The sequence below is a fragment of the Acinetobacter sp. LCT-H3 genome (genome assembly GCF_001866125.1).
Taxonomy (GTDB): domain Bacteria; phylum Pseudomonadota; class Gammaproteobacteria; order Pseudomonadales; family Moraxellaceae; genus Acinetobacter; species Acinetobacter schindleri.
Window position 1 is genome coordinate 33,142 of sequence record NZ_MODX01000014.1, and the last position, 21,095, is coordinate 54,236.

At 44.9% G+C, this 21,095-nt stretch carries 14 protein-coding genes; 5 read left to right on the forward strand and 9 right to left on the reverse strand.

The genetic code is table 11. The features are described 5' to 3' along the window. Positions 1-28: 28 nt before the first annotated feature. The 8 genes from BK820_RS08965 to BK820_RS09005 all read right to left on the reverse strand — a co-directional run bounded on the left by BK820_RS08965 (position 29) and on the right by BK820_RS09005 (position 7,825). The gene (locus BK820_RS08965) at positions 29-1,018 is read right to left on the reverse strand and encodes a DUF2806 domain-containing protein (RefSeq protein ID WP_071320693.1); all 990 of its coding nucleotides are present in this window, start codon (positions 1,016-1,018) and stop codon (positions 29-31) included. Positions 1,019-1,096: 78 nt separating this feature from the next. After that, complete coding sequence (locus BK820_RS08970) at positions 1,097-1,414, reverse strand: hypothetical protein (protein ID WP_004890522.1); 318 nt, start codon at positions 1,412-1,414, stop codon at positions 1,097-1,099. 60 nt (positions 1,415-1,474) lie between these two features. Then, entirely contained in the window at positions 1,475-2,551 is a 1,077-nt protein-coding gene (locus BK820_RS08975; protein WP_071320694.1) for a patatin-like phospholipase family protein, read from the reverse strand. 156 nt (positions 2,552-2,707) lie between these two features. Continuing rightward, positions 2,708-4,327 (reverse strand): ABC1 kinase family protein, encoded by a 1,620-nt coding sequence (locus tag BK820_RS08980; RefSeq protein ID WP_071320695.1) that lies wholly within the window; start codon positions 4,325-4,327, stop codon positions 2,708-2,710. A gap of 12 nt (positions 4,328-4,339) precedes the next feature. Further along, positions 4,340-5,017 carry a ubiquinone biosynthesis accessory factor UbiJ gene (locus tag BK820_RS08985; RefSeq protein ID WP_071320696.1) on the reverse strand — a complete coding sequence of 226 codons (678 nt, stop codon included), beginning with the start codon at positions 5,015-5,017 and terminating at the stop codon, positions 4,340-4,342. Between the two features lie 11 nt (positions 5,018-5,028). Further along, positions 5,029-5,973, reverse strand: a complete 945-nt coding sequence (gene ubiE / locus BK820_RS08990; protein WP_071320697.1) for a bifunctional demethylmenaquinone methyltransferase/2-methoxy-6-polyprenyl-1,4-benzoquinol methylase UbiE — start codon at positions 5,971-5,973, stop codon at positions 5,029-5,031. Between the two features lie 483 nt (positions 5,974-6,456). Next, the gene (locus BK820_RS09000) at positions 6,457-6,780 is read right to left on the reverse strand and encodes a hypothetical protein (protein WP_004813497.1); all 324 of its coding nucleotides are present in this window, start codon (positions 6,778-6,780) and stop codon (positions 6,457-6,459) included. Positions 6,781-7,120: 340 nt separating this feature from the next. Next, positions 7,121-7,825: a DUF8198 family protein gene (locus tag BK820_RS09005; RefSeq protein WP_008303882.1), complete on the reverse strand. Its 705-nt coding sequence runs from the start codon at positions 7,823-7,825 to the stop codon at positions 7,121-7,123. Between the two features lie 207 nt (positions 7,826-8,032). On the opposite strand from BK820_RS09005, the gene pap reads away from it, so the two are divergent. Beyond that, complete coding sequence (gene pap / locus BK820_RS09010) at positions 8,033-9,451, forward strand: polyphosphate:AMP phosphotransferase (RefSeq protein WP_071320699.1); 1,419 nt, start codon at positions 8,033-8,035, stop codon at positions 9,449-9,451. A 42-nt stretch (positions 9,452-9,493) separates the two neighbouring features. Here the strand turns inward: pap and BK820_RS09015 are convergent, their stop codons facing one another. Further along, positions 9,494-9,997: a hypothetical protein gene (locus BK820_RS09015; RefSeq protein ID WP_004890494.1), complete on the reverse strand. Its 504-nt coding sequence runs from the start codon at positions 9,995-9,997 to the stop codon at positions 9,494-9,496. Positions 9,998-10,173: 176 nt separating this feature from the next. On the opposite strand from BK820_RS09015, the gene BK820_RS09020 reads away from it, so the two are divergent. From BK820_RS09020 to rpsO, 4 genes are all read left to right on the forward strand, one after another. Beyond that, complete coding sequence (locus tag BK820_RS09020; protein ID WP_071320700.1) at positions 10,174-13,881, forward strand: exodeoxyribonuclease V subunit gamma; 3,708 nt, start codon at positions 10,174-10,176, stop codon at positions 13,879-13,881. Beyond that, positions 13,882-18,000: a UvrD-helicase domain-containing protein gene (locus BK820_RS09025; protein WP_004813488.1), complete on the forward strand. Its 4,119-nt coding sequence runs from the start codon at positions 13,882-13,884 to the stop codon at positions 17,998-18,000. 71 nt (positions 18,001-18,071) lie between these two features. Further along, a complete protein-coding gene (recD, locus tag BK820_RS09030; protein ID WP_004813486.1) occupies positions 18,072-19,844 on the forward strand; it encodes an exodeoxyribonuclease V subunit alpha in 1,773 nt (590 codons plus the stop codon). A gap of 914 nt (positions 19,845-20,758) precedes the next feature. Next, positions 20,759-21,028, forward strand: coding sequence for a 30S ribosomal protein S15 (gene rpsO / locus BK820_RS09035; protein WP_004637724.1), 270 nt, complete (start codon positions 20,759-20,761; stop codon positions 21,026-21,028). Positions 21,029-21,095: the final 67 nt, after the last annotated feature.

Sequence of the window (21,095 nt, forward strand, 5' to 3'; positions counted from 1 at the left end):
AAAAAACCTCCCAATCGGGAGGTTTTCTTTATATTTTCTTTAGTAATTCAAATCCATTACTTTTTTCTAAGCCTAGAAAAATATTAGTCACATTATCTAATGCTTTAAAATTCCGAATCATTTTTGCTAACTTTTCAGTTTCATTTATTAGGTTAGAATTGCTCTCATAAATTTCTACTAATTTTTTTCCAATAGTTGTTAAACGAATGCAATTTAATTTTATTTGATCTTCTGTTTCGATCAACAATATATATTTATGATTAGGTGATTTACGAAGCACAGTAAATTTTTTTGATTCATTTTGGAAAGATAATTCGAAATTTTTTAAAGTATTCGTATAGCGTCCTTCAAATTCAATTCCTTCTAGTATTTTTAAATCAATCAGCTCTTCTAAATCGAACTGAGTTATATTTTTAAACCAACTACTTTTAGCTTCTTGAGGGTCATTCAGATAAATAAGTCTGCCTGCTGTATATGAAATTAATTTAATTAAATTTTCTAAGTGAGTTTTACTCATCATTGATAATGTATTTAAAACTAAATAATTTACACTATTAGGAGAAGCTGTTTCTTCAGCTAATATCCTACCCCATAAATCTTGTAATTCTTCTTCAGAAACTTCTTTGCCATAATTTATCCACTTATTAAAAAATGTTTCTGAAATCTGTTCATCACTAATTTCTTCATCATTTTTTTCAGCTAAATGTTCATAGGCTTTGCTCAAACATTTACCTAAGTTTTCAGATTGATTTTGTTTGTTTTGAGCAAGAATTAAGCCTAAGGTAGAAGTAGGGTTTCCAATTTGATCTTCAATAAGCAAAAACTTGCCATCCCGATATTCTGCTAGGCCATTTTCAATTAATGCAATATCTTTTTTAGTTTGAGCTGCTGAAAGATCATCTAGTCTCTTTCCTTCTCGAAGCTTTTTAGAGAATAGTAAGTCTGTAAGTTTTCCAATTCCTTTATTCGCTGCCGTTGTTGCCACATCGGTAGCAGCTTTAATAACTTCTTGTTCCATCTTCATAATTATTAAGTTTAATTATTTTTATAATATCTAAAAACCTCCCAATCGGGAGGTTTTTTTATTGAAAATCTTTTACGAATTAATCATCGGAACAATCCAGCTAGTGATGATCAGTAAAATACCCAGATGCCCCAGTTTTCGTGTCACATAAACCAGTTTCGACGGTGGCTGTTCCAGTCGTTTTGCATATTCTTCCATGCTAATTCCAGACTTACCTTTACTGGTATATAAAAATACCCCTAAGTCGATACAGATCAGAATCGTACCAATATCGGCCACCAGTTCCATCAGCTCAAATTGCTGGGTATATAGCGACATGCCAACGCTATAGATCAGATAAAGACCAAAGGCAATACAGGCATATTGCAGGACCACTAAAAACTTCTGCATAAATCTCAACAGCTCAAAAAATTAAGGCAATTATACAAATAATCGGGCAGCTGCGGCCAATTACAAGGCTTGCATCAGGTCGGCAAAATTCTGTTTCTCGACCAGCTCCAGAAATTCATCGCCCAGACGCTGACTTTCAGCAATACATTGCTTCCATAGCTGAATCCGCTGGGTTTGATCTAAACCTTTTAAAGTAAAGTCCTTACGGTCCGGTAAGCGACCCAAAGGTAAGTTTTGCAAATATTCCTGTGATGGAGATATGAGCAAGGTTCGTGCCTGATTTTCTGGATTTGAGGTGCGTTTAAATAACTTGTCAAACCAGCCTGGGGTGATGCTATCGGTAAAATGCGGATACAGCACAATGCCTTTGCTCTGGAAGGGTAGGTCAATGTGATAGTCAATTAAACCACCATCGCGGTAATAACCTTGCGGTGCATCCGGAATATTATTTACTGCCGCCATCACCCCCGGAATAGAGGCAGATGCCATTAGCCAGGACAGGACACTCTGTTCAGTCAGGGTATGGTAATGCGTGGTAAATCGATCTTCAGCGATTTTAAACTGTTCACCCATATTCGGTTGGCTGATGACCCGTTGCATAAAATGACGGCTGTGCTTGCGTGCAACTGCAGTCGCCCCGACAATTCCGGCTACAGAAGCCAGTAAAGGTAAGGCCTTGTCACTCTGGAAAATGTGTTGGGCTTTAATCGATAACACGGTCAGATGATAATCTGGATGATTAACTAGCTCAGTCTCTTTGCCTTGGACCAGGTCGAATAACATGCCGCGGCAGACTTCGCTCACTTCCAAACGTGTCATTTTCTTATGGAAGTAAAGGTTGGTATACAGTTCAGCTAGGCGTTCGGTTCCTTGTTTAGCACCATGAGCAGCAATACTGGCAAAACGCCAGCTGCCAATGGAAGAACCCACCAGGGTTCTACGCTGAGGAGCACGTAGAAAAAAATCACCAAAAATTGCCTGATCCAACCCCTGAATACCGATACCTTTCGGGCCCCCTGCAGCCCCAGGAACAATATCCACCTGTTCGGGTTGTAAACCTTGTTGCAGAATCAGCTCACGTGCCAGGTGCCCGGCACGGATTTTCAGGGCAGGGGCATGTTTTTGTAAAATCTGCATAGAGGTTTAACCCATATTCGACCAGTGAGGGCTTATTTTAAGCGTTGTGCCTTTGGACCCAATGGCAAGATGTGCCCTAAGGTGACTTTAGAGTCATATGACATTCAGAAAATAAAAAAGCCTGAATAAATCAGGCTTTTTGCGTATCTAAATTGCTTATTTAGCAATCCGCCATATCGCTAGGATGCTGGCCAAAATAATCAGAATGACTGAGACAAACCAAGGTGAAATAATCGCAATCGCAAGCAGAATCGCCATTAAACTGCCAAATATCCAGCTACGTTTTTGTTGATGTTCCATTTGCAAACGCATGCTTTGTAATTCATTCAATTGTTTGGCATGCCAGGCCGACTGATTTTTCAAACCATTCAGACTATCGATCATCAAGGTTGGTAAATCCTGCGCCCCTAAAAGCAGATCCGGGATTTTCTGTCCCAGTTCTTTCAGATTTTTCTGCGGATTCATCTGTGCCTTGATCCAGTCGGTCAGGATCGGTTTGGCCAGACTCCAGATATCCAGTTCCGGATATAGGTCAGTGCCTAGGCCCTCCACATGGACCAAGGTTTTCAATAACAACATCAGTTGCGGTGGAATTTCCAGATGAAAGCGACGGGCAATGTCCATGACTTGAATCAGAATGCCGGCAAAGTCCAGCTCATGCATTGGTTTTGAAACCATGGGACCCACAGTACGGCGCATTTCGCGTGCCAGCGCATCCTGATCGGTGCCCGGTGGAATCCAGCCAGCCTGATGCACAATCTGGATCAGCTGCATGAAGTCGCTGTTCATGACCGCCAGCAGCATGCGCGCCACAGTCATCTGATCATGTTTGGATAGCTCGCCCATAATCGCACAGTCCAGTGCGATAAAACGTGGATTGGCCGGATTAATGGTTTCTACAAAGACATTGCCTGGATGCATGTCGGCATGGAAGAAGTTGTCCCGGAATACTTGGGTAAAGAAGATGGTGAGGCCCTTACGTGCCAGGTCAGCACGATCCATACCCAGTTCATCAAAGGTGGCAATATCCGAAATCGGTACACCGGTAATCCGTTCTGCGACCAGCACATCCTTGCTGTCCATGTAGACTTCAGGCACATACATCATGCTGGAGCCGGTGAAATAATGACGCATCCGGCGGGTATTATCCGCTTCCAGCGTCAGGTCCAGCTCATTCAGAATGATCTGACGATAATCCTGAATAATTTCAGTCAAATGTAAGGCACGCGCTGCTTCCAGACGCTTTTCCAGAAAATCGCCCAACCAGCTCAGGATCTCGAAATCCTGCAAAATCTGATTACGGATATTGGGGCGGGTCACTTTGACTACGACTTCACGGCCATCGTGCAGTGCTGCAGTATGTACCTGTGCAATTGATGCAGCAGCAAGTGGCTGAGCATCAAAACGGGCAAACAGGGTGTTTACATCGGCTTTCAGCGATTCCTGAATACGCATTTTAGCCACGTCATTGTCAAATGGCTTGACGCGATCCTGTAGTAAGACCAGTTGTTGCAGTACTTCAGGTGGAATCAGGTCACGACGCGTAGATAGCAATTGGCCTAGTTTGATTGCCAGTGGCCCCATTTCCTCTAAAGCTTCTTTCAGCTTGAGAGGATTTTTACGCTCTCGGCTGGACCATGCAGCCGGATGCATACGAATCAGGGACAGGATATGACGGCTTTTTTCTGGGAGTTCTTCCGCAGGAAACAACGTATCGAGTCGATAATGCGCGGCAATGCGCCAGAGTTCGAATAAACGTGAAACATGCGGAATCATAAAGTGGTGTACCTAGTTTTGAGTTGAATCTTGTTGGTTTTCAATCTGTATCTGAAGCTGACGAATCTTGGCTTCTACACGATCAATATTTTGATTGAGTATACGCGTATCTTGCTGTAAATCATCCATTTGCCAACGTGCAGCAAATAGACCGCTGTCTTCTTTAAGCGTATCTTCCATAAAGAACAGACCGCTTTGCAGGCTGCGTTTGAGATGTTTGGGTGCCAGTTGCAATTTGCCAATTTCATGCGCAAGGGTTGGTCCGATCCATGGGCTTAAATGAGTCGCCAGATCAGGTTCAGCCTGTTGCATAATGCGCTGGATTTCCTGCAATAACTTATAATCACCTTGCAGCGGAATATTGCCTATTTCATCTGAAAGCAGCAGTTTCAGCAGGCTAATGACATTATCGACTTGTAAAGTCGCAGTGGCTTCGGAAATCTGTGTAGTACCGGTTTCATAAGGCCGCTGTTCAAAAATCGAAGCAGCTTCAGTATGCCCAGTGGCTGTTGGTTCCAGGCGAACCTTGCCATCATCAAAGAATACATCTACAGAAAGCTGCGGTGAGGTAATTACTACACGTAGCATTTTGCCAGCCAATGCATTTAACTGGATGCGGGTAATCGCATCCAGATCAATGAAATGGTGAATCACACGTTCAACGACACCAAGTGCCAGAATTGACCACATGAATGGGAACCTTAAAGTTTAAAACCACGGTGAACGGCAACGATACCACCCGTCAGGTTATGGTAATCACAGTTCTGGAAGCCGGCATTTTCCATCATGCCTTTTAGGGTGCGCTGATCTGGGTGCATACGAATCGATTCTGCCAGATATTTATAGCTTTCAGAATCATTGGCAATGATTTTACCCATGATTGGCAATGCCGTGAACGAATACAGGTCATACAGTTTCGAGAATGGCTCAAAGACTGGTTTAGAAAATTCTAAAACAAGAAGACGGCCACCTGGCTTAAGCACACGGTACATCGAAGCAAGTGCAGCATCTTTATCAGTGACGTTACGTAGACCAAATGAAATGGTCAACAGGTCAAAACTGTTATCTGCAAATGGCTCTAAAGTTTCGGCATTGGCCAGTACGAAATCGACATTGGTACAGCCTGCATCAATCAAGCGATCACGACCGACATTTAGCATGGATTCGTTGATGTCAGATAACACCACATGACCGGTTGGACCAACTTCACGGCTGAATACTTTGGCCAAGTCACCCGTACCACCGGCGATATCCAGCACATGCTGACCACGGCGCACGCCTGACATGTTAATGGCAAAACGTTTCCATAGACGGTGAATACCAAAAGACATCAGGTCATTCATGATGTCGTATTTGCTGGCTACAGAATGGAATACTTCCGCGACTTTTTGCGCCTTTTCTTCACTGCTGACAGTCTGATAGCCGAAGTGAGTGGTTGGACCGACATTACCGGTATTCGCCCCACGTGGCAGATTATATTTCGGTATGCTACCTGTGACAGGTGTATCAGTCAGACGTTGTTCTAGAGACTGTTGCTGACCTTGTGGGGCACCTTGTGGTAACGGTGCAGTTAAGAATGGGCTCACTTTGTCTGTTTGTTGTGCCGACTCAGATGTAGGGGTAGGCGTAGTATTTTCATTGGACATTGGAGTCACTCCTAACAGATCAATGGGGTTAATCTTGCATGCATGCATGGACTGCATAATGACAGATTCTAAGATGTTATACAGCAATCATCATGCAATTGTTATGAATAATATACAGAAAAATGCGTCTTTAGCTGAAATCTCAGCCGAAAAATCGATCTTAATTGATGATAAAAAGTCATGATATACGTTCTGAATTTTTATATCTTCCTGCTGCTGCGGTGCACCATAGCTTAATTAAATGGCGAGTCAAAACCTACTCAATTCTTTGTACGTTTTTGCTTACATTGATTCAGGTTTTTAGCGACTATTTTATAGTGATAGAAATTTCATATGATAAGTTCATCAGGAACAGGATGTTCCCTCTAAGAATAAAAATAGATAAATACAAGGAAAGTAAGGTACGACAGGAGTTATACCAAACGAACCAATACGGAAAACCCCGGCAGGATGCCGGGGTTTTTCATTTTGTATCCAGAATTTTTAAGATTCGTCCAGTTTATGGATGAACTGGTTTTTACCATAGCGAATGGACAGTTGATCCAGCTCATAATAAAGACCATCTCCGAGTGCATAATCCCCACGTTCAACAGAGATAATCCGTTGTTTATCTGTAGTAATCACAATATGGAAATAGCCTATCTTTAACTTGCATTTCAGATCATGAACAAGCATCGCCTGACCGTAAATATCTAAAGACTTATGGCTTTCAATCTGTATATCTTGAGCATCAATTTTATAACTGTTTATTGAAGGTCTCAGGTTTATTTGTACAGTGCCGCGAATAGATAACTGTTTGTACCCCATTACATTTTTCCTAAAATTCATTGACATGGGTACATCTATAAAGAATCAAGATATACGGAGGCTTAGACAACACGTAAGCCGATCAAGTACGTTGACCATAAACAGATTAATTTCTGTAAATTTTGCATAATTTTTATAACTTTATTAAAGACTATAACTGATTGATACGATTAGGGCTTTGGAACCATTATTTTGTCTATTTATTAAGACCTGATTTTTTTTGTATCGATGAAATTACTACGATTTAAAAATAGCTGGTTGATTGGGTTAAGAGAATAAGGCAAGCAGATGCCAGCCTTATCCTGAGGTGATATTTTCAGATTTTTTAAGCTGTCGGAAATTAACGGAAAGGCTGTGGATCACCGGCATGCACGCGATCAATGATATTACGCTCAGTTGCCGTAAATTCACGTACAAACTTTTCTGCGGACTTAAGTGGTTTCATCGCCAGGAATCCATCCTGCATAAACTCATACATGACTTCAAAACGGTATTTTTCTGCGGCACCTTTACACATTTTAAATGCTGCCTGCACAATGAAAGACCGCATATATTTATCCAGATGAGTACCAAGCTGATCCAGCATAGCTAACTGTTTTAGGCGATCCTGGCCCTGATCCAGCTTTAAATAGGTCAGACGCATAATTTCATCAGTCAGTGATTCGGCTGGATGATAATCTTCCAATAACTGTTGTGCCACTTGCTCATCAAGCTGTACCGCAAGAATGGCCAGTTCTACTCCGTGAGTGCCGGTCTTGATCGCATTATCCGGGATCAGCTTTTCCGCCTTATGCGCATAGCGCGTCAAGCGGGCAATCTGTTCTGCCAGCGCATCGAAGTCCGGTCCACCATAAAGACGGTTCAGGAAATATTCTGACATCAGCACATTTTGCTTTTCTGCAAACTGCTTGGCATGAGTGCGTTGCATACGCTCTTTTTGCCAGAGCTGTACATCTTGCAGACGTTGTTGCAGTTCCGGTTGCTTGTGATAGTTCAGTTGATAATAACGTTCCAGAAGATCGTCTAAAACCGCAAGTTTGGACATGGGAAGTTCAAATATGGTTATGGATGCGGGAATCTTAGAACGAGTTAGGATGGCGCGCTATGACAAATTGACCGGTTGCACAGGATTTGAAGTCAATTTGTTGAAAAGTTCGACAAAAAAGATCGTTTAAAAATCGTAGCGATCGCTATTCACCAAGCAAAAAGCCTGTCTATACTGTATTCACGAACAAGAAAAAAAGAACAGGTTATGTCTACAGAACAGCAACAATTTCAACTGATTGAAGAAAATGAATTATCGTTACAGCTTATCGATGCGCAATATGCCCTGAAAGATACACATGGACAGAAGAATGCTAAAAGTTTAGTCATACTGGTCAATGGAATTGAGCTGGCCGGCAAAGGTGAAGCGGTTAAGCAATTACGGGAATGGGTTGACCCGCGTTATTTGCGGGTAAAAGCAGACCAGCCACGGCCCCTGAATGAAAGACAGACTTTCTGGCAGCCTTATGCACGCTTTATCCCGGCTGAAGGACAGATCATGGTGTTGTTTGGTAACTGGTATACAGATTTGCTAAGTACCGCCATGCATGTAGCGAATCCTATAGATGAAAGCATGTTTGATCATTATGTTGAACAGATGCGTGCCTTTGAGCAGGATCTGAAAAATAATCATGTTGATGTGATCAAGATCTGGTTTGATCTGCCCTGGAAGTCTCTGCAAAAACGTTTAGATGATATTGATCCAAGTGAGATGCATTGGCATCGTTTACACGGTCTGGATTGGCGCAGTCGTAAGCAATATGACGCGATCCAGCGTTTGCGTCAGCGTTTTACCGAGGACTGGATCATCATTGATGGTGAAGATGAAACCCGGCGTGACCAGCAGTTTGCCCAGACTATTCTTGCGGCCTTGAAACACTGTCCGGATCATCCTGCTAAAGGAAGTAAGACATGGTCCCCGGCGTCTATTCCTGAAGCATTGCTGCAGCCTTCGCGGGAGCCGGTGGATCAGAATACCTATAAGGACGAACTCAAGAAACTGACCCGCAAAGTGGCTAGCGCAATGCGTATGGATCAACGTAATGTGGTGATCGTATTCGAGGGGATGGATGCAGCCGGTAAGGGGGGAGCAATCAAGCGGCTGGTGAAAAAGCTTGATCCACGCGAATATGAAATTCATACCATTGGTGCACCAGAAAAATATGAATTGCGCCGTCCTTATCTGTGGCGTTTCTGGACAAAATTGCAGCCGGAAGACAAGATTACGATTTTTGACCGGTCCTGGTATGGACGGGTACTGGTAGAACGGATTGAAGAACTGATTAGTCCTGCGCAATGGCAGGCATCTTATGCAGAAATTAACCGGTTTGAAAATGACCTGATTGAGGCACAAACCGTGATTATCAAGTTCTGGCTAGCGATTTCCAAGGACGAACAGGCTGAACGTTTTAAGGCGCGTGAACAGACGCCGCATAAACGTTTCAAGATCACTGATGAAGACTGGCGTAACCGTGAACGCTGGGAGGATTATTTGCAGGCAGCGGCAGATATGTTTGAGCATACCAGCACCGATCAGGCGCCATGGCATGTGATTGCTACCGATGACAAGGATAGCGCGCGTTTACAAATCTTGAAGACTATACTGAAACAGCTTGGCGTAAGTTAATACGACCAAGCTACGTTTAAGTAAGATGATTCTAAATCAAAATTATACAGTTTTAGCTTGCTGTTTTTGCTGGATATTTTTGGCTAGTTTATAAGAGTCTTCCACATGTGCCTCAGCAACTTTTTTCATTACGAAGTAGCCTAAACTTGCCGCAATTAACTGACCACCGAGCGGGATAAATTTGGTCACTTGCTTGGTGATATATTTTGCGGCAACATTATTGATGGATTTTTTTACCGCCGTACGTGCCACCACAAAACCAGAAAATTGTACGCCGCGTTTACGTAATTCATCCCATTGAACCTGTTTGGTTTTTGGATCAAATACGCTGACCTGCTCTGGCGCCAAGCCGAATCGGGCATTGATTTCAGGAATTAGCTGTGACAGGATGCCGACGTCAATCAAGACATCAAGAAACGGTACCGGAATCACGGCTGCACCTGCAGACATATAGGCACGCTTCTTAATCAGCTCCAGGCATTCTTCACGGATCTGTTCTAGATTTAAACTTGGATCAATTTGATCGGGAAATTTGTCTAATTTCATGGGCGATTACCTAAAGCTTCCTGTTGTTGTTTTTCTAAAAAAGTATCCTTAAGATGCTTTTTTAAAAGAAATTTTTCTACTTAAGTGTAGATTAAAAGTGACATAGACAGAACAGGGTGTATAGTAAATAATCTTTATTGTTTTGTAGTGCTGCTTTCTTTTAATTTGGGGAATTCATGGCTATTCATGTTATTCAAAGTCAGAAAATTGATGTGCTTTTGGATAGCATGCTGCTGGTTACGAGTCAGCAGAAAAGAACTGCTTTTCAGGTGCTTGAGCCGCAGCATTTCATTGTGCCTTCGCCTGCCGTTGAAGCCTGGCTCACCCAGAAAATTGCCGAGAAAAAGGGCATCAGTGCCAATACACAATTTCACCACCGAATTCGTGCTTTTCAATGGACTTCTTATCAATGGGTGCTAAACAGCCAGAAAGAGCTGGAGCAGGTCCGTGAAGCCAATATTCCACGTATCATCATTAAGTGGCGAGCCTTTCAGGCGCTACGCAAGACTATTCTGGCGGATGAAATTCCACTCAAATCCCCGCATCCGCTGTATTCGATTGTAAAGCGGATTTATGACAGCGCTGACCGTCTGGAACAGCCGAATGAGCGCCTGCTAAAGAAACAAAGCATGCTGTACTGGGTCTGTGAACAGGTATCGCGCCTGTTTAGTCACTATATGGATTATCGCGGCTATTGCGCACGCAATTGTCCGCCGCAACAATGTAGTTGCCCGACCAACTGGCTGCACAACTGGGGACAGAATCTGCCTTTAGAAATAGAGCAGATGCTATATATCCCCAAAGATGAAAATGGTCAGGAAATTCCGGTAGCAGATTTCGTCAAAATTCAGGCACGGGAACTGGAAGCCTGGCAGCGCTGGCTGTGGCAAAACGTATTTCAGGATGACTATGCCAAAATCCTGGAAATTGAAAAGCTGTACTGGGAACGCATCGAAAATCCGGAAACCCGAACGCAGGCCTTAAAGCAGCTGCCATCCCAGGTGGTGGTCTTTAGCATGCTGGAATTGCCACCGGCTCAGCTGGATTTCTTGCGCCGTCTGGGTCAGTACATCGAGATTTATATTTTCCATTTTAACCCGTCACAGGAATACTGGGCGGATAGTGTCGATCCGAGCTGGAAGGCGCGCTATGACCTGGGTGTACAGGAACGCTTTATCCGCAAATACGAACAGTCGCGTGGAGGCAAGCCGAGTGATGAGGAAATTGCTGCATTCTGGAAAAAGTTCCAGCTGAATTTTAATGCTGAAGACCGTGAATCGCGTCATCCTTTACTGACCCGTTTTGGTAAGCAGGCACGGGACCACTTCTCGTTATTATCCAAACTGTCTTCAGGTGAGGAAGGACATTGGGCGGATGCCTTTGTCGATAATTATCAGGACCATCTGCTGGCAAAAATCCAGTCGGATATTCTGTATCTGGTAGAACCGGAGCGGCATACTTATCCCTTGAAGCCGGACGATAGCTCGGTACAGATCCATGTCTGTCATTCTTCATTACGCCAACTGGAAGTACTGCGCGAACAGATCATTCACTGGCTGGCTCAAGGCACGGAAGAAGTACCGCGTCAGCCCAGTGACATCCTGGTATTGAGTCCAAACCTGAAAGAACTGGAACCGGCGATTCGTAGTGTCTTTGCACCACCACCACGTGAACGAGAAGGCAGCCAGTCCCGTCTGCGCAAAAACAATATTTATCTGCCGATCCAGATATCCGGGGTATCCCGTCTGGATGTCAGCAATGCCTGGCGTGCCGTGCTGGGCCGCATACAGTTGATGCATCGCCGTTTTAGCATTGAAGATTTTGCCGACTGGCTGAGTTTAAGTGCGACTCAGCAGTACTATGCATTGGACTATGCACAAGTGGAACGCATCATCCAGCTGCTCAGTGATGCCGGCTTTAAGCGTGGCTTAGATCAGCAGCATTTACAGCAGCATTTATATGAAGGTGATGAAGATTACCGCTTTAGCTTCCGCTTTGCTCTGGATCGCTTGGTACTGGGCATGGCGGTGCCAGAACATCAGCTGTTTGAAGATACCCTCAGTTATGCCAAAGTGCTCAGCAGTGATTTTCCGCTGATTGTTATCCTGATTCAGATCTATGAGGATTTCAATGAACGTCGCGGCTGGCTGAATGCACATGAGCAGGGACAGCGTACACCGGTAAAAACCTGGCTGGAATATCTGAATCGGGACGTGAATGAATTCCGCAACAATGGGGCTGAGTCATTAAAAACCGTAGCAGAAATCATCGAAAAGCAGATGCGTATGCTGACGCTGGCCGATTATCATGATCAGGATGATCCAAATGCGATTCAGGAACTGGTGGCATTGAGCTTACCATTGCCTTATGTCTTGGAAGAAATCCAGAATAGCCTGGACATGCAGCTGGATCAGGCCGAACCGACCGGACAAATTACCTTTAGCCAGATTGGCCAGATTCGCCCGCTGCCTTATAAGCTGGTGGTGATGCTGAATTTGGATACGGGCAAATTCCCGAGCCGAAATCAGCAGCTACCGTTTGACTTGATGAGCATTCTTAAGCCACAGCTCGGTGACCGCTCCCGTCTGGATGATGATCAGGGTGCATTTCTGGATGCCTTGCTGTTAGCACAGGAAAATCTGTGGCTGTTCTACAACGGCTTTGATGTGAATGATGGCGAAGTGCGTGATCCATCCACGTCACTGCAGGAATTGATCCAGCATATTGCCCTGATCTGCCAGTCCGAGCATCCAGATGCAGATGTCGATGTGATGACCGAGATGAATGGCTTGCCAGTCGCAGCGCATATCCAGCAGCTCTATCATGTGCATCCTTTACAGCCTTTTGATCCAGTTGGTTTTAGTACACTACGTACCCCACGTTTTCAGGATCAGTGGCATGATGTGGCTTCTTTTCTTTGTAAGGCTGAAGGGCAGCGTCGCAGCTGGATTAATATCCATTGTCCGCCAGTACAGCAGGAGCAGATTCGGATTCTGCATGGCGATGAATGGATTCGGGACATGATCTTCCCGGCACGTCTGTTCCTGAAAAGTGTTGGCATTTCCAGCGTGAAATATAAAGACTTGCCCGCGGCACAGGAACCATTATTGCTGGATAAATTGCAGCAATATCAGGTACGGGATTTCCTGCAGCAGCAGGAACAGGAAATAGATACTCGGTTGATGCTGGATCGTCTGCCAGTCGGAAAAACCCAGGAAGCAACCTGGCTGAGTACCCAGCAGGAACAGGAATTGCTGCAGCAGCGCCTACAGCAACTGGACAAACAGATTACTCGTACCACGCAGCAAAACTATCGTTATTCATCTGATCTGATGTTGCAGATTACTGTGCCGCAGCAACCGAATGCGTCGTACTGGCTGAGCATGCAGTCCGCTTCAGCCTCAGAGCGCCGTCGCGCGCATGTCTGGCTGGAATATCTGCTTTGGCTGGCCTATTTAAATGATGACAGTTATACCGCAGAGCTGGAACGAATTGTGCTGTTCAGTAACAAGACCGTAAAATTCTGCAAGGTGACATCTTCTCAGGCTAAAGAATATTTGGTTCACTGGTTTAAGGCCTGGGAAGCAGGTCAGCAGCAACCGGTAGTGTTGCCGGCTGAGCTCATTCTGAAAAAAGACTGGCAATGGGAAACCAATGAGCAGGGTCAAATGATTATTGGTGATCTGGATAAGCTGTTGGCGGCCTGGAACAACACTTATGAAAGTACCCGCCCACTGAGTTCGGATGAGTCCTGTGTATTGCATCAGGACTGGCAGTTCATTTTGCAGGATCAGGATCCAGAGCAGGCGTTGCAGCATAGCCTGCTAAAATTTGCCTATGACTTGTATGCTCCGATTCAACAACATTTAGAGTGGGTAAAATAAATGACCATGGCCCCTCAACAGCAGCATAAAATTTCAACCAATCCAATTCAGGACATGGCCTTTACTGGTCTGCACTGGATCGAGGCTTCTGCAGGAACCGGCAAAACCTATACCCTGTCCAGCCTGATGGTACGGATTTTTCTGGATAAATACTATCCACATCAGGTCATTGCGACCACATTTACCCGTAAGGCAACAGCTGAACTGAAAAGCCGGGTACGCGCACGTGTGGAAGAAACTTTGCGTTATATCCAGCGCTATCAGCATCTTAATTCGGTAGAAATGGCCCAGCAGATCGAGCAGGAATCCGATCCGTTGTTGCAGAAAGTGCTGCAAGATTATGGCAGTCGTATGGACTACGCTCGCCGTCGTCTGGGATTGGTACTAAACCAACTGGATGAACTGTTTGTCGGCACGCTGGACAGTTTTAGCCAGAAGCTGCTGCGTGAATTTGCCTTTGAAAGTGGTCGGATTGAACGTGCTGAACTGACTGAAGATCAGGACCTGTATATTCAGCAGCTGATTCATGATGTACTACGGGAATGGATCCAGCAGCAGCCGCAGTATGTCATTAACCAGATGTATTTACAGAACCAGCTCAAATCCCCTGAGCACTATGTGGGACTGGTACGTGATGCACTCAATTTTAGCGCCAATCACTTCCAGTCAGTCCGCCAGGTAGAATGGGATTTGGGTGAACTGGATGCCTGTATTGAGCAGCTGGTCAATATCAGTCCGGCAGAGCTGCTCAAGATGCAGACTTACTGCACCGAAACCCCAAAACATTTTCATAAAAACTTTCATGCAAAACTGTCGGAAATCTGCAGCAATTTTTCTGATTGGACGGTACAGCTGAGTGAACAGAAGGGTATGTGCTTCTTTGATCCTGAGCTGTGCAAGCTGGTGCTGAAGTTATGTTATCTGCTGCGTAATAAAACTGATTTTCAGCCAGGCAAGCAGCGTTTTACCAAAAGCTGTAGCGAAGAAGAGCAGCAGTATTTCCTCAGCCATCCGCTGATCTGTACCATCGAAGCACTGTGCAATGTGAAACAGGCACTGGATGAGAAATTCAAACAGCTCACGGCTTATCTGGAATATCACCTGATTCGCAGCGTGCAGCATCGTCTGCCGCAGACTTTACAGAAGCAGGGAGAGACTACCTTCTCGCAACAGATCCGTACCCTGACTGAAGCCTTGCAAGGTGAGCAGGGGCGCCGTTTTGCCCAGTTTGTGCAGTCTCGTTATCCCTTAATTCTGGTAGATGAATTTCAGGACACTAACCAGGATCAGGACGATCTGCTGGCACGAATCTGGCGGGATGCTGCGCGGGTACAGCTCGGCTGTATGATCATGGTCGGTGATCCAAAACAGGCAATTTATGGTTTCCGTGGCGGCGACATGCTGACCTATAACAAGGCACATGCTGATGTCCGTTTAAAGCAGGGCTATGAATATACTCTGACCCAGAACCACCGCTCGGTCAAAGCTTTGGTGGAAGTGGTTGATGCCCTGTTTCAGCGGCAGATGGATTTTGGTGAAAGCGTTAATTATAGTTTGATTCAAGCCGGTAGTCGTCCCCATCCGGACCTGATTGATTCCGCACAAGCTAATCCTTATCCATTACGCTGGATGCAGCTGGGTGAGCAGGAGCATGAAGCCGATCAGGTGGCCTGGAAAATCCGCGAATTACTGAACCAAGCTGCACAGCAACAACTATATTTCCAGCAGCAGGACAGTTCTGTTCCTCTAACTGAGGATGATATTGCTGTACTGTCCTTTGGACATTATGCGCTGGAACAGGTCAAGCAGCGTCTGCAACGCATGGGGATTGCCTGTTATAAGGAATCAAAACAGAGTGTCTTTGCCAGCAACGTGGCACAGGATGTCGCCGCGGTGCTGACCGCGATCATGGACCCGTTTAATGAGGCCAAGGTTCGTCGTGCTTTAATGACCCGTCTGCTCGGCTTTGACCTGAAAAAGCTGCTGGAGCTGCAACAGCAGCCAGTTGGCCTAAGTACTTTTATTGCCGATTTTGAGGTGATCCGGGAAATGTGGTTCGACAAGGGCTTCCTGAGTGCTTGGAACTATACCCTGAACCTGTTTGACGTCTGGACTAATCTGGTATCGAGCAAGAGCATTGATAATGAGCGGGTTGTGGTTAATCTGCGTCATCTGACCGAAATCCTGTCGCAGCAAAGCGAATATTATCAGGGTGCACAGAAGCTATATCACTGGTATCTGCGCCAGTTACAGTCTCCTTCTGGCAAAGACAGTGAAAAAGAGCGCAAGCTCTCCGGTGACCGTGGCGTACAGTTGCTGACAATTCATGCCTCCAAAGGTCTTGAATTCAAAATCGTATTCCTGATGGGCGCTGATGCGCCGTTTGACGTCAACAAAGGTAACCTTAACTTCTCGCTGGCCGGTCATGAGCAGGACGATATTCTGAATCAGTCACGAGTGATTGCGGTAAATCGTGAGGATCTGCATGAGCAGGCACAGCTGCAGAATGCCGCACGGAATGCCGCAGAGAATCACCGTCTCTGGTATGTGGCGCTAACGCGTGCCAGCCATCGGGTTTACGCCATGCTACAGGATCAGAGTGGTCAATCAGATTCGTGTCTGGCCTACTGGCGTGGGCAGGGCGAGCAGGTCTTCCAGCACCCGCTCAGCTGTATGGAAAATACCTTAACAGCAGCACCACCGCGTATTGCGGTAGAACAGATGCAAACAGCACTGGAATTAGTTGCTCATCCTTTACCGGAACAGCAGTTCTATCCACGGACCAAAACCAGCTTCACCGCTTTATCGAGACATCAGCTGCATGTAACCGTACTGCAAGATGATCTGGTCAGTCTATATGAACACCCAGAAAGTGCTGCCGATGAAATCCATCTGCAGACAGAAGCAGAAGTGCTGCAACAGCCATTGGACTGGATCAAGCTGAATTTTCCTAAAGGTACTGTGGCCGGAACTTTCTTGCACAGTATTTTCGAGCATCTGGATTTTCAGGATAGCAGTTACTGGAATCTGGAAATCCGCCGTCGTTTCAAGAATACCGCGCCACATATCTGGATGGAATTGAAAGACCGGTTCCAGCAGGATTTTCAGATTCTAGAGCTACTGCAGCAGGCCTTCCAGCAGTATTATCTGCAGGCCACGATTAACCTGAATACTCTGTTTAAACGGGTAGCCAGTAATGCCAGCTTAAAAGCAGGAGCGCTAGCTGAGGCTATTTTGCATGTTATGGCCAGCGTCAACTACAAACTGTTGACCGGTATCCGCTTGCATGACCAAAGTGTTGCCTATCGCCATACATGGCACAGCTTTTTCCAGCAGCCATCTTTAGATGTCACTCATTTTCTACAGTTTATGACGCAGTTTGAGCGTTATTTTCTGGAACTGGATGATGATGCCTTTATTCAGCAGTTTGAGCAGGAAATGGGGCAGCTGCCTAAAGCAAGCACGCATGAAAATTTTGATGTGACTGGACTAATGCAGCAGTCAGCGGATCTATTCTTTGAAGAATTATCCGAAGATATTCTGCTGAATCTAATGCATGATTGGGTCGGGGAAATCCTGAACACACCGATTCAGAGCGAGTTTCGTTTAAGCCAGCTGGATCAGCACAGCTTTTTGTCGGAATTCCCGTTTTATCTGGCTTTGAATGATGCCCCGTTACAGATTCGCCAGATTCAGCAGCTGTTTGCGGATTATGGCCTGATCATGCCGGACTTTAATGAGGCCAAATCGGCACGTTACCTGACCGGGGCAATTGACCTGGTATATTTTGATGGTCAGCGCTATCACATCGCTGATTATAAGAGTAACTATCTCAGTGCCAATCAGCAGGATTATCTGCCGGAAGCAATTCATGACAGCATGACGCATTCCAGTTACTGGTTGCAGGCTGCCCTGTATCTGGTCGCCATGCACCGCTATTTAAGCGCTAATTTGCAGGGTTATGACATCCGGCAGCATCTGGGTGGAGCGACCTATTTGTATCTGCGTGGCATGAATGGGCAGGCCGGACAGGGGCTATATCACTGGCAGCCTGAAGTTGAATTTATCCAAAAATTGGATCATATTCTGGGCTATTATGCGGTGAATAAGTCAGCATAAAATGGCGAAACTAAGAAATATATACAATAGAAACAGAAAATTATCCTGTGGATAAGTTTGAGGATAACTGTGTGGAAAATGAGCAAAATCACATATCACAGCTGGCTTCGCCATTGATGTCCTGGATCGAGCATATATGTCAGCCGCCATTCAGTTCAGCTAACTTTGGCGATGAGGCCAAGCTGCTCATGCATGCCGTACTGGAAGCCATGCAAAATGGTAACAGCTGTATTGACGCTGCAGAGGATCAAGTCGCCTTGCTGCACAATCTAGTGCGCCGTGGTGAGTCTGATCAGCATGCGATTGCACCCTTTATTTTTCAAGACCAGCAGTTGTACCTGTACCGTTACTGGAAAATGGAACAAGCAATCGCTGCGCATGTGGTTCGCATCAAATCCCAGCAGTTAAAAGCTGTTCAGTTGAATGGCTATCATCGCAGCCTGCTTGCTGATCCGCAACAGCAGAAAGCGCTGGAAATGGTGGCCAGTCAAGGTTTAAGTATCATTACGGGTGGCCCGGGAACCGGGAAAACCTATACGCTGGCACATATTATTGCGGTGCTGAATGAAAGTTTGCCGGATATCCGGATTGCCATGGCAGCACCAACCGGCAAAGCGGCACAGCGTATGAAGGAAGCGTTGCAGAATGCCTTGAGCAGTCCGGCACTGGCCCAGTTTGACTTGGAAACCTTAAAACAGTTACAACCTGTGACCTTACACCGACTCTTGGGTCTGGGAATAACTGCACAGCCAAGATTCCACGCCCGACAGCCACTACCTTATGAGGTGATTGTGGTCGATGAAGCCTCTATGCTTGATTTGAGCCTGGCACAGATGCTGCTGGCAGCGGTGCCAGATGGGGCGCGTTTGATTCTACTGGGCGATGCGAATCAGCTGGCTTCTGTCGATGTTGGCACCGTATTGGCTGATTTGCAGCAGGTTCCGGCCCTGGCCAATAACCGGATCAATCTGATGAAAACTCGACGGTTTAGTGAAGGTGCACGGATTGGTGCATTGGCACATTTTATTCAGAAAGCACATCCTGATCAGGATCTGTTAACCGAATTTGAACAGCAAGTGGTAACTGCATCCGAGCTGCAGACCATTGATCTGGAGCAGATTGAAATTGACCATCTACAGCTGCAATACCTGCCGGAAAATGTATTGCTCAATGATGCTCAACCTTATTATGACCAGCTGATGTATGGTTATCAGGGCTATGTACAGGCTCTCAAAACAGGGGGAGGCAGTCAAGATTTTAATAGGTTTGTAGAGCAGATTATCCGTCATTTTGATGATTACCGTATCCTGACGGCAATCCGCCATGGGGTTTTGGGTCTGACCCGACTTAATCAGCAGATTGAACAGCGCCTGCTCACTGCAACCGGGCAGATCAAGCAGGGCGACTGGTATATCGGTCGTCCGGTGATGATGACCTATAACGATTACCAGCTGGGACTATCGAATGGGGATATTGGGATCTGTTTCCTGCGGGAGCATCTTGGACAGCGCCAGTTTGAAGTCTATTTTCCGAGTCTGGAAAAATGGGTTTTAGCAACGCGCTTGCCCAAAAGTATTGAAACTGCCTTTGCTCTAACCATTCACAAATCCCAAGGTTCAGAGTTTAGGCACACTGCAGTCGTACTGGACCATAAAGCCAGTAACCTGTTAAGTAAGGAATTGATTTACACAGCGATTACACGTGCAAAAAAAGCCGTCACATTATTGGTAGACCGCGAAGCATTTATACAATCGTTAAGCCTGAAAACTACCCGTCGTAGTGGCTTAAGCAGAAAAATCATTGAACAGTGTCATAACTTTTCAGGTGATAGTGAAACTGATTAATGTAAGCATATGCTTACAGCGATTCGGGAGATTTGCGGATAGAGCTTCACTGCCCTTTTTGAGAAGATGGGCCCTACAAAGAACTCAACAAGGAAAGTTGAGTATAATCGCATAATTATTATAAGAAAGTCGTGAGACAGCGAACTTACATTGATGTAGGTGAAAAAAGAGGAAACTTACAGCCGCTAAGCCTTGTAGTTTTGGGAGAGACTACAAGGCTTTTTTATATCTTGAGTTTATGGAAAGGTAGCATAATTTTATAAATTATTTAATTTATCTAAATCATCCATGTAAGATAAACAAGATGGGTTAAAAATGAGATTTGTGTAATATTAATCACAATTTAGGTTAATTAATGTAAGAAAATACTTACATATAGATACGAGAAATGCGTCTATTAGTAGCCCGGCTTTGTGGCAGAATCTACTACACAGGGATGTTGCAGTAAGAGCATGGAAAGTTTTTATTAACAATAATAACTATAAAGCGCGATGCAGCGTAATAAAAACAATAAATAATAAAAAAATAATGAAAAAGAAGAAACTACAGCGCACAAGAAGCCCGAGTCCTCTCGGGCTTTTTTTTATAGCTAAATAAAATTACCCATGTATCTAGCTAATGAGGCGAAAGATCAGCTGTTCTATATTTGTCTGAAATAATTAAGGCGTTTTTCATAATTTTTCGTTCAATCTCTAACCCAGTTCAACAAGCTTTATTTTGCAGATAAATGATATGCTTCCAGTGAATTGAGTGGATTTCTTTAAATCTATCTATCGTCGCATGATCTATTTTTGCAATCTAACGTAATTTCCCTTAAAATATGCAACTTGCTGTAGTGATGCACGGCAGTCAATGTTCTGAATTCTCATTACTTTGATTTTTATCAAAATATATAAGCATCTCGGAGAAATCGAATGGCTTTAACAAACGCAGATCGCGCAGAGATCATCGCTAAATTCGCTCGCGCTGAAAACGACACTGGTTCACCAGAAGTTCAAGTAGCTCTTTTAACTGCTCAAATCAATGACTTACAAGGTCACTTCAAAGAGCATAAACACGACCACCATAGCCGTCGCGGTCTAATCCGTATGGTTAACCAACGTCGTAAGCTTCTTGACTACCTAAATGGTAAAGACCACGGTCGTTATGTTGCTTTGATCGGTGCTTTAGGTTTACGTCGTTAATTCGATTTAAGCTTTATTTTCGGGTTTATTGCATGCATTGTGCTTTACAGCTGAAAACTAAAGTCAG